General features: G+C 69.9%; 15 protein-coding genes. 3 read left to right on the plus strand and 12 right to left on the minus strand.

The window, feature by feature from the left end; all coding sequences use genetic code 11:
• Positions 1-8 precede the first annotated feature (8 nt).
• The 10 genes from HFP48_RS23535 to HFP48_RS23580 all read right to left on the minus strand — a co-directional run bounded on the left by HFP48_RS23535 (position 9) and on the right by HFP48_RS23580 (position 9,257).
• Complete coding sequence (locus HFP48_RS23535) at positions 9-1,085, minus strand: acyl-CoA dehydrogenase (RefSeq protein ID WP_043802741.1); 1,077 nt, start codon at positions 1,083-1,085, stop codon at positions 9-11.
• A complete protein-coding gene (locus HFP48_RS23540) occupies positions 1,085-2,233 on the minus strand; it encodes an acyl-CoA dehydrogenase family protein (protein ID WP_006947369.1) in 1,149 nt (382 codons plus the stop codon). Before HFP48_RS23540 ends, HFP48_RS23535 begins: the two co-directional genes overlap by 1 nt.
• 23 nt (positions 2,234-2,256) lie before the next feature.
• Positions 2,257-2,880 (minus strand): TetR/AcrR family transcriptional regulator, encoded by a 624-nt coding sequence (locus HFP48_RS23545; RefSeq protein ID WP_043802744.1) that lies wholly within the window; start codon positions 2,878-2,880, stop codon positions 2,257-2,259.
• A complete protein-coding gene (locus HFP48_RS23550; protein ID WP_029546230.1) occupies positions 2,877-4,427 on the minus strand; it encodes an acyl-CoA synthetase in 1,551 nt (516 codons plus the stop codon). The genes HFP48_RS23545 and HFP48_RS23550 overlap by 4 nt, the downstream gene beginning before the upstream one ends.
• Before the next feature lie 32 nt (positions 4,428-4,459).
• Positions 4,460-5,617, minus strand: a complete 1,158-nt coding sequence (locus tag HFP48_RS23555) for an acyl-CoA dehydrogenase family protein (RefSeq protein WP_029546232.1) — start codon at positions 5,615-5,617, stop codon at positions 4,460-4,462.
• Between the two features lie 46 nt (positions 5,618-5,663).
• Positions 5,664-6,473 (minus strand): crotonase/enoyl-CoA hydratase family protein, encoded by an 810-nt coding sequence (locus tag HFP48_RS23560; RefSeq protein WP_006947364.1) that lies wholly within the window; start codon positions 6,471-6,473, stop codon positions 5,664-5,666.
• A gap of 129 nt (positions 6,474-6,602) precedes the next feature.
• Positions 6,603-7,946, minus strand: coding sequence for a permease prefix domain 1-containing protein (locus HFP48_RS23565; RefSeq protein WP_065922056.1), 1,344 nt, complete (start codon positions 7,944-7,946; stop codon positions 6,603-6,605).
• The gene (locus HFP48_RS23570; RefSeq protein WP_006947362.1) at positions 7,946-8,308 is read right to left on the minus strand and encodes a PadR family transcriptional regulator; all 363 of its coding nucleotides are present in this window, start codon (positions 8,306-8,308) and stop codon (positions 7,946-7,948) included. The genes HFP48_RS23565 and HFP48_RS23570 overlap by 1 nt, the downstream gene beginning before the upstream one ends.
• 142 nt (positions 8,309-8,450) lie before the next feature.
• Entirely contained in the window at positions 8,451-8,702 is a 252-nt protein-coding gene (locus HFP48_RS23575; RefSeq protein WP_006947358.1) for a hypothetical protein, read from the minus strand.
• Between the two features lie 96 nt (positions 8,703-8,798).
• A complete protein-coding gene (locus tag HFP48_RS23580) occupies positions 8,799-9,257 on the minus strand; it encodes a hypothetical protein (protein ID WP_168580135.1) in 459 nt (152 codons plus the stop codon).
• A 210-nt stretch (positions 9,258-9,467) separates the two neighbouring features.
• On the opposite strand from HFP48_RS23580, the gene HFP48_RS23585 reads away from it, so the two are divergent.
• On the plus strand, positions 9,468-9,806 hold the full coding sequence (locus HFP48_RS23585) for a hypothetical protein (RefSeq protein WP_168580136.1): 339 nt from the start codon (positions 9,468-9,470) through the stop codon (positions 9,804-9,806).
• 54 nt (positions 9,807-9,860) lie between these two features.
• Positions 9,861-10,337, plus strand: coding sequence for a hypothetical protein (locus tag HFP48_RS23590; protein ID WP_050035944.1), 477 nt, complete (start codon positions 9,861-9,863; stop codon positions 10,335-10,337).
• A gap of 39 nt (positions 10,338-10,376) precedes the next feature.
• Here the strand turns inward: HFP48_RS23590 and HFP48_RS23595 are convergent, their stop codons facing one another.
• Both HFP48_RS23595 and HFP48_RS23600 read right to left on the minus strand, forming a co-directional pair.
• The gene (locus HFP48_RS23595; protein ID WP_231772418.1) at positions 10,377-10,649 is read right to left on the minus strand and encodes an alpha/beta hydrolase; all 273 of its coding nucleotides are present in this window, start codon (positions 10,647-10,649) and stop codon (positions 10,377-10,379) included.
• Between the two features lie 67 nt (positions 10,650-10,716).
• A complete protein-coding gene (locus HFP48_RS23600; protein ID WP_044476587.1) occupies positions 10,717-11,424 on the minus strand; it encodes an SOS response-associated peptidase in 708 nt (235 codons plus the stop codon).
• Between the two features lie 260 nt (positions 11,425-11,684).
• Here HFP48_RS23600 and thiD point away from each other — a divergent pair, with 260 nt between their 5' ends.
• The gene (thiD, locus tag HFP48_RS23605; RefSeq protein WP_050036445.1) at positions 11,685-12,497 is read left to right on the plus strand and encodes a bifunctional hydroxymethylpyrimidine kinase/phosphomethylpyrimidine kinase; all 813 of its coding nucleotides are present in this window, start codon (positions 11,685-11,687) and stop codon (positions 12,495-12,497) included.
• Positions 12,498-12,561 lie beyond the last annotated feature (64 nt).

Consider the following 12,561-nt stretch of genomic DNA (forward strand, 5'->3'; position numbering starts at 1 on the left):
CGGATGCCCTATTCCGGTCGGCCGTCCGCGATCAACGGCCACAGCCCCCGGGACCCGGCGTCGACGGCCGCCGCGGTGAGCACCTCGTCCCAGAACCGCACGGAGCCGAACTCCCTGCGCCACGACAGCAGCCGGTTCGCGTGCCGGTGCAGCTCGTGCTCCATGGTGAAGCCGATCGCGCCGAGGCTCTGGTGGGCGTTGCGCACGACCACCGACGCGGCGTGCCCCGCGCAGGACTTCGCGGCAGCGATCGCGAATCCCGCTTCGTCGCTGCCGAATCCGGAATCCTCGGCGATCGTCACGGCTGCCTGCGCGGCGGCACGCGCGAGCGCGCCCTCGGCGGCGATGTCCGATACCAGGTGCTGCACGGCCTGGAACTTGCCCAGGGCACGGCCGAACTGCACACGCGTGGTGGTGTGCTCGACGACCAGGTCGAGCACCCGCTCCATCGCGCCGCTCATCGCGAGAGCCCGGGCGAGCGCCCCCCGGCGCAGGAACTCCTCCGCGGTGCCCGCCGGAACTTCGGCGCCGGACAGCGCGGCGACGTCGACACGGATGTGGTCGCGCGGCTCGGACGCGACGTCGACCGCCTCGGTGACTTCGACGTCGGCGCGGGCGACGTCGGCGACCCGCCACGTGCCGTCCGCCTCCCACAGCACGACCACGGCGTCGACGTCGCGGGCCCACGGCACGTGCCGGGCCGAGCCGTCGGCGGTCAGCACGGCGGCGGTGCGTGCCGCCGCCGGATCGGTCACCGCGCGCTTGCAGCCGGACAGCTGCAGCAGCCAGCCCGCGAGGAGGTCGTTCTCGGCCACCGGCACTGCGGCGGCCCCGGCGCCCGCGGCGCCGAGCAGATATGCGGCCTCGGCCCAGCCCGCCTCGCTGCCCCCGTCCGCCTCCGGACCGGTGAGCCGGGAGAGACCGAGTTCGACCAGAGTGGACCACAATTCGCGGTCGAGGCGCAGCGGCCCGGTGAGGCGGTGATCGTCGCCGCGGCGCTCGCCGAAGACCTGTTCGAGCATCTGCGCGAATTCGCGCATCTCCACGTCGTTATCGGTCGACGTGCCGTTCGTCGCGTTGCTCATCAGCGCATCCCCAATCCCCGCGCGATGACCCCGCGCAGAATCTCACTCGTGCCGCCTCGGAGGGTGAATCCGGGACGCTGCATGACACCCGACCGCACCAGCTCGGCGAACTCGTCACCAGCGGTGTCGCTCTCGCCGGCCAGCTCGTCGGCGAGGTCGGCGATGTCGCCCTCGGCCTGCGTGCCGAGCACCTTGACCACCGAGGCGGCGACCTCCGCGTTCTCGTGCCGCTGCAGCGCCTCGGACACCCCGCGGGACATGTGGTGCAGGCCGAAGATCCGGCCGACGAACGCGCCGATGCGGGGGTCGGCCGGCAGGCGGCCGGCGGCGGCCTCGTCCACCGCGCCGGCGAGCACACCGAAGGTGGACATGAAGCGTTCCGGGCCGCTGCGCTCGTAGCCGAGTTCGGAGGTGACCTGCGCCCAGCCGTCGCCGATCGTGCCGAGCACGAGGTCGTCGGGCACGAACACGTCGTCGAGGACGACCTCGTTGAAGTGGTGCTCACCGGACATCGACAGCACGGGCCGGATCTCCACGCCGGGCGAGTCGAGCAGGACGATGAACTGGCTCAGCCCGGCGTGCCGGTGCGCCGGGTCGAGCGGGGCGGAGCGGGCCAGCCCGAAGAAGGCGTCGGCGTGGTGGGCGCCGGAGGTCCACAGCTTGGTGCCGGTGATGCGCCAGCCGCCGTCGACCTGCACGGCCTTGGTCTTCACGCTCGCCAGGTCGGATCCGGACTCGGGCTCGCTCATGCCGATGGCCCAGCAGATCTCGCCGCGGGCGATGCCGGGAAGGAACCGTCGCTTCTGCTCCTCGGTGCCGTACTTGAGCAGCGAGGGCGCGGCCTGCCGGTCCGCCACCCACTGGGCGGCGACCGGCGCGCCGACCGCGAGGAGTTCCTCGGTGACGACGAAACGCTCCATGAAGGTGCGGCCGTGCCCGCCGTACTCGGTGGGGATGGTCATGCCGACCCAGCCGCGGGCGGCCAGGGCCTTGGTGAAGTCGGTGTTCCAGCGGGCGAGCCAGGTGTCCACGCCCGGGGTGAACACGCCGGCCTCGATCTGCTCGCGCAGGAAGGCGCGCACCTCGGCCCGCAACGCTGCGAGACTCGGGTCGGGGGCACCGGCGGACGGTACCAGTGATGTACGCATGGTCGTCTTCTTCCGTGAGGGGGTCAGGGTCGCGGCTGCAGCAACAGCAGGGCCAGATCGCCGTACCGGGCCGCGATGTCGGCGGGGGTGTCCGGACCGTCCGGGTCGTACCAGTTCGCGATCGAGGTCGTCATCGCCAGGATCGAGCGGCGACAGTCCTCCGGGTAGGGGGTGGTGAACGCTCCGGATCGCATCCCGTCGTCGATGATGCTGCCCAGCAACTCGTTTCCGGAACGCCGCCGCTGCTCGTAGACGGCCGCGTTCTCCGGTTCCAGGTTGCGAACCTCGGTGCCGATCATCAGGCTCTGTTCCTGGCAGATGGTCCGGAACCGGACCAGGGCGACCACCAGGGCCCGGAGCCGCTCCACCGGGTCGTCACCGACGCGTGACAGCTCCTCGTCGCACATGGCGTCGAAGGCGTTCACGCCGTCGATGAGGATGGCCAGCAGCAGGTCCTGCTTGTTCTTGTAGTGGTAGTACAGCGCCGACAGGCTCACGCCCGCCTCCTGGGCGATCGTCCGGATCGACGACGCACCGTATCCGTTGCGGACGAACTCGCGACGCGCCGCCTCGATGAACACCCGTTGCCGCTCCGACGGCGCCACGGTGTCGCCCTGTCGTGCGTATGTTCCCCGTCGAACACTCATCCGTTTCCTCCGGCGGTCGCGGGGCGCAGCGCCCCCTTGACGAGCTTGCCGGTGGGTGTCCGGGGCAGCGCGTCGACGAAGTCGACGCTGCGCGGGCACTTGTACCCGGCGATGCGGTCGCGGCAGTAGGCGATCAGCTCCGCGGCGAGCGCGTCGTCGCCGGCGACGCCCGCCGCCGGCTGGACGACCGCCTTGACCGATTCGCCCATCTCGGCATCCGGCACACCGATCACTGCCACGTCGAACACCTTGGGGTGCAAGGCGAGGGCGTTCTCGATCTCCTGCGGATAGATGTTCACCCCGCCGGAGATGATGGTGAACTTCGCCCGGTCGGTGAGGAAGAGGTAGTCGTCCTCGTCCAGGTATCCGATGTCCCCGGTCGTCGCCCAGGTGGGGTGGAGCGGGTTGCGGGACTCGGCCGTCTTCTCCGGGTCGTTGTGATACTCGAAGCTGTAGCCGGGACGTTCGAAGTAGATCAACCCGATCTGTCCGTGCGGCAACTCCGTTCCGTCCTCGGCACAGATGTGCGCGAGGCTGGCATGGCCGTGTCCGGTGCGGCCGACGGTGCCGGGCTTCCGGAGCCATTCCTGCGGCGAGACGATGGTGCTGCCCACGGATTCGGTGGACGAGTAGTACTCGTAGATCACCTCGCCCCACCAGTCGATCATCGCCTGCTTGACCTCGACGGGGCACGGCGCGGCGGAGTGGATGGCGGCGCGCATCGCGGACAGGTCGTAGCGGCCGCGGACCTGCTCGGGCAGCTTCAGGAGCCGGACGAAATGCGTGGGCACCCACTGACTGTGGGTCACGCGGTAGCGCTCGAGGTCGGCGAGGCAGGTCTCGGCGTCGAACCTGCCCGCGACGATCGCCGTGCCGCCGAGTGCCTGCGCCGCGGCGCCGAACCGCAGGGGCGCGGCATGGTAGATCGGGGCCGGGGCGTAGTACACGCAGTCGTCGTCGAAGCCGAAGCTCTGCAGCAGCCCGACCGCGTTGGAGGCCGCCTGCTCACCGACCTGCGCTCCGCTGAGCGCGGGCTTGATCCCCTTCGGCCGGCCGGTCGTGCCCGACGAGTAGAGCATGTCCGTCCCGCCGGGCTGGTCGACCGGCGCGGTGGTGCTCATCGCGGCGATCTCGGCCTCGTATCCGAGGTGGCCGGGAACGTCGCCGCCGAACGCCAGGCGGTGCCGCACCTTCGGCGTGTCGCCGGCCACGGCGACCGCGAGGTCCACGAGCGGCGCGGACACCACGAGAGCCGCGGCGTCACAATCGTCCACGATGTAGGCGACCTCGGGCGGGGCGAGATGCGTGTTCACGAACGTCACGTACATGCCGGAACGCACTGCAGCCCAGTACAGTTCGAAGACGGTCACGTCGTTGACCGACAGCACGGCGAGGTGGTCGCCCGCGCCGAGGCCGTGGGCGCGGAGCCAGTGCGCGAACTGCACCGAACGGTCCTCGAGCTCGCGGTAACTGATCTCGCGCCCCGTGGCCGCCTCGATCGCCGCCGGCTTGTCCGGGGTGATCGAGGCATAGCGTCCTGGATACATTCGTGCTCCTTCTGCCGGTCCCACCGGGACGTCTAGAGGCCGAGGTCCTTGGCGATGATCGTCTTCATGACTTCGCTGGTGCCGCCGTAGATCCGGCTGACGCGGGTGTCGGCGTAGAGGCGGGCGATCGGGTATTCGGTGATGTAGCCGTAGCCACCGTGCAACTGCAGGCACTTGTCGATCACGCGGCCGGCGACCTCGGTGCAGTACAGCTTGGCACGGGCGGCGTCCGCCACCGACAGCTCGCCCCGGTCGAGCAGCTCGAGGCAGTGGTCGGCGAAGACTCGCGCCGCCTGCACCTCGGCGGAGCATTCCGCGAGAACGAACTTGGTGTTCTGGAAGGAGGCCACCGGCTTGCCGAACACCTTGCGGTCCTTGGTGTATGCGACGGCATGCTCGATCGCGGCCGCGGCCTGGCCGACCTGGTTGAGCGCGATGCTCAGGCGTTCCTGGGGCAGGTTGTGGGCGAGGTAGCCGAAGGCCTTGCCCTCCTCGCCGAGGAGATTCTCCACCGGAACCCGCACATCCTGGTACGACAGCTCGGCGGTGTCCTGCTGGTGCAGCCCGATCTTGTCCAGCTTGCGACCGACGGAGAACCCCTCGGCATCGGTGGGCACGCAGAGGATCGACAGGCCGGCACGGCGGTCCTCCGGGTCGAACGGCGCCGTCCGGCAGACGGTGAGGACCAGGTCGGCGGTGACGCCGCCGGTGATGAACGTCTTCGCGCCGTTGACGACGTAGTGCGAGCCGTCGGCGGACAGCTTGGCGGTGGTGGCGATGTTGGCCAGGTCCGAGCCGGTGCCGGGCTCGGTCATCGCGATGGCGGTCATCATCCGGCCGGACGCGAAGTCCGGCAGCCAGCGCTTCCGCTGCTCGTCGCTGCCGTACTCGAGCAGGTACGGCAGGATCAGGCAGGAGTGCACGGTGTAGGAACCGAACGACACGCCGGCCCGGGCCACCTCCTCGAACACGATGGCGTTGTACTTGAAGCTCGATTCGCCGCCGCCGCCGAACTCCTCGGGCACCTGGATACCGAGGACGCCGAGCTCACCGAGACGGTGGAAGAACTCGCGCGGCGGCCGGCCCAGCGCATCCCACTCCGCCTGATGCGGCAGAACCTCGCGGTCGATGAAATCCCGCAGCATGGAACGGAATTCGTCGTGTTCCTGAGTGAAGATCGTCCGCTCCACGGCCGTCTCTCCTTCGTTGTGTGCGGCGGCTCGGGGGCCGGGGCGGTCAGTTGCCGGTGAAGTTCCCGGTGCGGCGTTCGAGGAACGCCGAGAGTGCCTCACCGTGGTCGGCGGTGTGGTGCGAGAGGGCCTGGAACGCGGCGGAGAGCTCGAGGATGCTGTCGAGATCCTGGCGCTGCCCCTCGCGCATCAGCTTCTTGGTCATGCGCAGCGCGTGCGGCGGATTCACCGCGACGCGGGCGGCGAGTTCGTTCGCGGTGACCAGCAGCTGCTCGGGTTCGACGACGCGGGAGACCATGCCCCAGTCCAGCGCGGTCGCCGCGTCGACCCGGTCGCCGGTGAAGGCCATCTCCGCGGCCCGCGCCGCACCGATGGCGCGGGGCAGCAGCCACGCGCCGCCGTCGCCGGGGATGATGCCGAGCTTGACGAAGCTCTCGGCGAAGAATGCGGTGCTCGAAGCGATCCGCATGTCGCACATCATGGCCAGGTCGCAGCCGGCGCCGACCGCGGGTCCGTTGACGGCGGCGATGATCGGCACCTCGCAGTGGTAGATCGCCTTGGGCAGCCGCTGGATTCCGCGACGGTAGCCCTCACGCAGCTGATGCGGGGCACCACCGAACATCCCGGCGCGGTCGGCCATGTCCTTGACGTTGCCGCCGGCCGAGAACGCGCTGCCGGCGCCGGTGAGGATCACCACGCGGGTCTCGTAGTCCGCGTTCGCCTCCTCCACCAGCTGCACCAGCCGCTCGACGACGTCGTCGCCGGAGATCGGATTGCGCGCCTCGGGCAGGTTGATCGTCCACGTCGTGACGTGGCCTTCCCGGCGGGAGAGTACGACGTCCTCGGGTGCGCTCATGCGGAGGTCCTTTCGGCCGGCGATCGGCGGCAGGCAGCAGATTAGGTCGAACGATCGTTCAAATTACTGCCTTGCGGACCGGTTGTAAAGGCATGGACGGATCGACTGCCGTTGTTCGGTGACCGACGGTCACGCGAAGTCGAACATCGGCGGGAGGAGGCAGACGACCAGCGCCGCCCAGATGCCGAAGACGGGCAGGTAGCGGGTCTGCCAGCGTTCGAGGGAGCCGAACCCGCGGCGGCCACGGACGAACCCGAGGACGAGCCGGGCCGACCAGGCAAGATTGACCAGTAGGACCAGGTTCATCCCGAGAGCGGCCACCTTGTTGGGGGTGAAGCCGAACTCCGCGATCCGGGTGAGCATGGCTGTGAGCATGAGCAGGTCGACCGCGAGAGCGAGGACGACGAGGACGAGCTGGAGACGGTCGAACAGGTCGGGCGGCAGGTGAGGTTCGCGGGCGGAGATCGCATACAGCAGCAGCCCCAGGACGACGACGAGGATGAGGTCCATCAGGATCAACAGGTTTCGGTCGACGTCGACGACGCTACCGGTCGTCGCGAACGCCGCGAGCAGCACCAGCAACATGAGGATTGTGAGGGGTGTGAACACGCGGGTGAGGACGGGCGCGATGTTCTCCACCACGTTCTGCTTCGCCTCCACGAGCCAGGCGGCGACGACGACCGCGCCCGCCGCACCGAACGGCAGCACCCACTCCTCGACGACCCACTCGGCATCCGTGCCGAGCGCGTCGAACGCGCCGATCGTCAGGCCCACGAGGACGCCGCCGCCGAGGGCGAGCAGGGTGAGATAGACGACCCATTCGCCGGTGAATCGGACGAAGTCCATCCACCGCCGGTCGGACCGCCACTCGCCTCCGACGTAGGCGAGGCCGACGACGAACCACAAGGCGATCGGGGCATGGATCGCGGCGATCACCTCGGTCGATCCGTTCGGGACGAAGGGAAACGCGTTCGTCACGACCGCCACCAGGGCGAACGGCACCAGCAGCGCCGCGGCGCCGCGGGGCGTCACGCGGCGCTTCCAGGCGAAGTACCCGGCGAGGAACGGAAGCACGAGCAGGCTGACGTTGCGCACGACGACGCCCTCGTCCAGTGTCGCCAGTCCGGCCTTCAGGGCGACCGCCGCGCCGACGGCGAGCGCGAGCACGACGAACAGCTCACGTGTGGGCCGCGTGGCACCGTCGTCCGGTGCGGGCATCAGCACGAGTTGCTTCCACAGGCGTTCGGAATGCTCCCGCGCGAACTCGCGGGAGATGTCGTCCACGCTGCCCATGCGTTTGACCGCGACCAGGAAGGCCTCGTCGGCCCCCAGTCCGGCGGCGGACAGATCCGAGATCTGGTCACGCAGGTGGTCTTCCATCTCGTCGGCGTCGGCGGCGGATATCGCGCGACGACGCTCGACGTAGACGCGCCACTGACCGATCTGCGACTCCAGCGCGGCATCGGTGTCCATCACGACCATCCTCCGGCGGGGGTCGCGGGCACCTCGGCGCAGCGCCAGACCTGGTCCAGCGCGTCCGCCACGACGTCCCACTGACTGCGCCGTTCCGCGAGCACGCTCCGGCCTGCGTCGGTGATCGCGTAGTGCTTGCGCCGTCGCCCACTGTCGGAACTTCCCCACGACGCCGACACGTATCCGGACCGTTCCAGGCGATGCAGCAGCGGGTACAGCATTCCGTCGGTCCATTGGATCCGTCCACCGGACAGATCCTTGACTCGTTTGAGGATGGCGTACCCGTAGGAGTCGCCGTCGGCGAGGATTCCGAGCACAAGCGGGGTCGCCGAGGCCGCCACCAGGTCCTTGTCGAGGTACATAGAACTCCTATGCCTAGATCAGCTAGGTATCAACCTAGCAGATTCAGGCATGAGCCAACCGCACTTCTCGATGCGTCCGGTTCGTCCAAGGCCGGCACGCCGGCGGGGTTGATCGCGAGGGTCCGGGGCGTACGGACAGCGGTCAGGACTTCTTCGGCTCCGCCTCGACCTCGTCGTCGTCGGCGAAGACGAGCCGGCCGTCGTCCAGCGCGACGGCCCACCGGCGCACCGGCGCCCAGTCCCGCCCGAGCTGCTCGCCGGCCCGGGCGGCTTCGCTCGCATAGTCCTCGACCACCACTCCGGGCAGTCGGCTCTTGTCGTCGCCACGACGCACCACCACCCGCGAGCCGACGGTGAGCCCGCCCCTGCCTGCAACTCCCGAGTTGTCACTCATGACAAATGATCATTGCATCGATCGCTCTTCCGGACACCCCTACCACGGCAGGACCGCCTCCGTGTCGGCACCTGCGCGTCACCGGCGGCGCCCATCTCACTCGACCACCGGGAAGAGGGACTCGCCGTCCTCGGGGCTGCCGCCGATCTGACCTCGATCGACCCGCGAGTCCTCGACGATGACACCCTCGACCAGCTCTGCGTGCTTACGTCCGCCGTCGTAGACGGCTGTGTCGCCTCCGCCGTCGTAGACGGCTGTGTCGCCTCCGCCGTCGTAGACCTCGTCGACGATGTCCTCGGTCAGCTCGTCGTCCGGCATGGCCGCAACCGGCCGCTCGAGCGGCTCCGGGGGCGCCACGTCGGGTTCCTCCTCGGCGAGGCGCTGGTCCAGCGACTCGCCTTCTTGCTCCTCCCGCTGCGTGGTGCCGAACCGGTCGGCCCCGCTCCAGCCCTCCGGCGGGTCCACGACCTCGTCGCCGTCGTCGTTGCGGACTTCGTCGGAATCGAGGCCCTCGCTCGGGCTGAGCGTGTCGCCGGGACCGTCTTCGATACTCATGGCTGCGAGGTACCCGAGCCGTGGGACCGCGAAACGCGGACGGGTTTGTCTGCCCCGGATACCGTCTATGCCCGGGGCACGACCACGGCGAGGGAGCCTTCCCATGGGCGAGAACGACCTCTTCCAGCACATCGAGGGGCTGGTGAGCGAGAAAAGGTCGACTCCCGTCGCCGGTGACGGACACCGCGAAGGACGAGGTGGGGAGTAGACATGGGCGAGAGCTCGGGAACCGGGGACGCGGAGACGCTGACCGTGAAGCTGGAGGACGCGGGCGGCACGTCGTGGTGGGCCTCCCTGCTCGCGACGCTGAGTTCGCAGTACGGCAACGCGTACAAGCGGTTCGTCGGCCGGGTGGACGGGGAACGCCGCTATGTCGGTCCCACCTTCCCGGTCCCCCGGACGTGGGGGGACATCCCGCCGCAGGAGGCGTGGGCGCCGGAGATGAACCGAAGCCTCGCCGAGGTGCTCCGGCACATCGAGGACGATCACTGGGTGCAGACCGGTAACGGGCAGCAACCGTGGGAGTTCCGGTTCACCCGGCCTCAGTGACCGGATTGCGAGGAGGATTCCGTGCGGGTACGATTGTCGAAAACTGTTGCTGCAGTGGCTGTCTCGGTAGGATTGGTCGCGTCGTGCGGCGACGGCGACACCACGCCGGGCGCGCAATCGACCACGAGCGCGTCCGTTCCCGCGTCGGCACCGGCACCGGCGACGACGGCCGAGAGCGCCCCCGCGTCCTCCTCGCCGGAGACGTCGCCGGCCGCGACGAGCGAGGACGCGACGCCACCGGCCGGGTCGTCCTTTCCCGGAGAAGACCTCACCCCGGAGGAGGCCGAAGCGCTTCAGCGCGCGGTCGACGAGGGTAGCCAGCCGTGGCGGCTGGATCCGTCCCTCGTCGCGCAGGCGTTCGTGGCGGACCGATTCGGATGGAGCGACACCGACGCACGCGCGGCCGACCCGCACACCGTCGAGGTGACCAACCGGGTGGACGGCAGCATCGTGGTGCTCCAGCTGCGCCGGCCCGTCCGGGAGAGCGCCGACGGAATCTGGGTCGTCACGGACGGCGTCCGGATCGGCTGAACCACCAGCGGAAGTGCAGCCGGCACCCGCTCGCCGGAATCATGCCTCCGCCGCGGCCCGCCGGACCAGGTCGACGATCGCCTCGGGGACATCCGACTGCGGCGCATGCCCGGCCCACGACAGCGGCACGAACCGCGCCCCGGGAACCAGCGGGACGTACCGCACCGTCTGCGCAGAGGCGACGACGTCGAGTACGCCCTGCGCGAGGGTGACGGGGCACATGATCCGGTCGAGACCCGTCGGCACGTCCGTCGGCACGGCGTTCCACAGCATCGACCGGTACCCCTCGGATTCCGCGAATCCTCCCTTCACGGAATGTGATTCGGATCGCGAGGCGCGCCACGGCAGGGCCGCCCGAGCCCCGGTGGCCCCGCGCCGCTCACACCGGCTCGAGCAGTTCCGGGCGGTTGTTGCGAGGGTTGTTGACCGCGGTGCCGACCTCGTAGGGCTCCAGGTGGGGTTCGGGGACGGAGGCGATCAGCGCGTCGACGTCGTCGCGGTCGGTGAGGGCCGGATCGAGCCACACGTCGTGGAAGGACGGCGGCAGCACCAGCGGGCACCGCTCGTGGATCTGCCCGGCGGCGTCGGTGGCCTCCGTCGTCAGCACCGTGACGGTCCACAGCCACTTGTCGGGATGGTCGTCCGGCAGGCTCGGATCCGGCCACAGCTCGTACAGGCCGGCCATTCCGAGCACGCCGTCGCCGTGCAGGAAGTACGGCACCTTGGTGCCGTCCTCGCGTTTCTGCCACTCGAAGTACCCGTCGGCCGGCAGGATGCACCGTCGCCGGGCGGCCGCGGCCTTGAACGACGGTTTCTCGGTGATCGTCTCGCAGCGGGCATTGATCAGCCGGTTGCCGATCTTCGGGTCCTTGGCCCACGACGGCACCAGCCCCCACCGGGCGGACCGGAGCTGACGCACCGCCTCCCCGCCCGGATCGTCCTTCGGGGCGCGCTCGAGCACCACCCGCACCGTCTGCGTCGGCGCGACGTTGTACGACGGGGGCAGCGGCTCGCCCACCGTCTCCACCACGTCGAACAGGGAGCGCAGTTCCTGATCGGTGACCGTGCTCGCATACCGACCGCACATGCCGCCCACCTTCTGTCGTCGTGCCTCGACCGGTCGATTCCCATGGTGCCGCACCGCACCGACATGCGCCGGGCCGCATGTGACGCCGGTCATCGGCGCGGGTCGTCCGGCCGGGACGCACGGCCGGGCGCGCTAGCCTGGTGCCGGGACCGATCGTGCGAACCCGGCGACGACGTCGCGGGCAGCCGCGGTCTCCCCCGACGTGCCGGTACCTTGCGGGTCCGGCACGCAGTCTGTCCCCCATCGGATTGGAGTACATCGTGGTCGACCTCGCCTATGTCATCGCCGGGTCCGAAGCCACCGGCGGCGCAGGGTTGCAGGTGGATCTGAAGACATTCCAGGAGCTGGGCGTCTACGGCGTCGGCACCACCACCTGCATCGTCTCGTTCGACCCGCGGAACGACTGGTCGCACCGCTTCGTCCCGATCGCGCCCGAGGTCATCGCGGACCAGATCGAGGCCGCCACCGCGGCCCACGACCTCGACGTCGTCAAGATCGGCATGCTCGGCACCCCCTCGACCATCGAGGTGGTCGCCGAGGGCCTGCGTCGCCGGTCGTGGCGGCACGTCGTCCTGGACCCGGTGCTGATCTGCAAGGGTCAGGAGCCCGGCGCCGCGCTCGACACCGACAACGCACTGCGCGAGGCCGTGCTGCCCCTGGCCACGGTGGTCACCCCCAACCTGTTCGAGGCCCGCACCCTGGCGGGGATGGACCGCATCGACACCGTCGACGACCTCGTCGAGGCCGCCCGCCGCATCCACGCCCTCGGCCCGCGGTACGTCCTGGCCAAGGGCGGCGTGGAGCTGGCCGGCGACGACGCCGTCGACGTGCTCTTCGACGGTGTGGAGGTCACCGTGTTCTCCGCGCCGAAGGTCGGCCGGGAACGGGTCTCCGGCGCCGGCTGCACGCTCGCCGCGGCCGTGACCGCCGAACTCGCCAAGGGCGCCGACGTGCCCGCCGCCGTCGCGCTGGCGAAGGACTTCGTCACCGCCGGCATCGAGGGCCGGGTCGGGGCGCACACGCCGTTCGACACGGTGTGGCAGGGCGCGTACGCGGCGTCGCGCACGGCATAGGACCACCCCCGTCCGTCGGCGATCCGGATTCGACTATCGGAGTGCATGTTTCGGACATCGACAA

This window comes from Rhodococcus sp. DMU1, from assembly GCF_012272955.1.
Classification (GTDB): Bacteria; Actinomycetota; Actinomycetes; order Mycobacteriales; family Mycobacteriaceae; genus Rhodococcus; species Rhodococcus aetherivorans.

What these genes read in the sequence shown, in the direction of transcription:
- HFP48_RS23550 (WP_029546230.1), bottom strand. Translation starts at nt 4,427, where the DNA reads ATGTATCCAGGACGCTATGCCTCGATCACCCCGGACAAGCCGGCGGCG.
- HFP48_RS23570 (WP_006947362.1), bottom strand. Translation starts at nt 8,308, where the DNA reads ATGTACCTCGACAAGGACCTGGTGGCGGCCTCGGCGACCCCGCTTGTG.
- HFP48_RS23535 (WP_043802741.1), bottom strand. Translation starts at nt 1,085, where the DNA reads ATGAGCAACGCGACGAACGGCACGTCGACCGATAACGACGTGGAGATG.
- HFP48_RS23600 (WP_044476587.1), bottom strand. Translation starts at nt 11,424, where the DNA reads ATGTGCGGTCGGTATGCGAGCACGGTCACCGATCAGGAACTGCGCTCC.
- HFP48_RS23575 (WP_006947358.1), bottom strand. Translation starts at nt 8,702, where the DNA reads ATGAGTGACAACTCGGGAGTTGCAGGCAGGGGCGGGCTCACCGTCGGC.
- HFP48_RS23585 (WP_168580136.1), top strand. Translation starts at nt 9,468, where the DNA reads ATGGGCGAGAGCTCGGGAACCGGGGACGCGGAGACGCTGACCGTGAAG.
- HFP48_RS23540 (WP_006947369.1), bottom strand. Translation starts at nt 2,233, where the DNA reads ATGCGTACATCACTGGTACCGTCCGCCGGTGCCCCCGACCCGAGTCTC.
- HFP48_RS23560 (WP_006947364.1), bottom strand. Translation starts at nt 6,473, where the DNA reads ATGAGCGCACCCGAGGACGTCGTACTCTCCCGCCGGGAAGGCCACGTC.
- HFP48_RS23545 (WP_043802744.1), bottom strand. Translation starts at nt 2,880, where the DNA reads ATGAGTGTTCGACGGGGAACATACGCACGACAGGGCGACACCGTGGCG.
- HFP48_RS23580 (WP_168580135.1), bottom strand. Translation starts at nt 9,257, where the DNA reads ATGAGTATCGAAGACGGTCCCGGCGACACGCTCAGCCCGAGCGAGGGC.
- HFP48_RS23565 (WP_065922056.1), bottom strand. Translation starts at nt 7,946, where the DNA reads ATGGACACCGATGCCGCGCTGGAGTCGCAGATCGGTCAGTGGCGCGTC.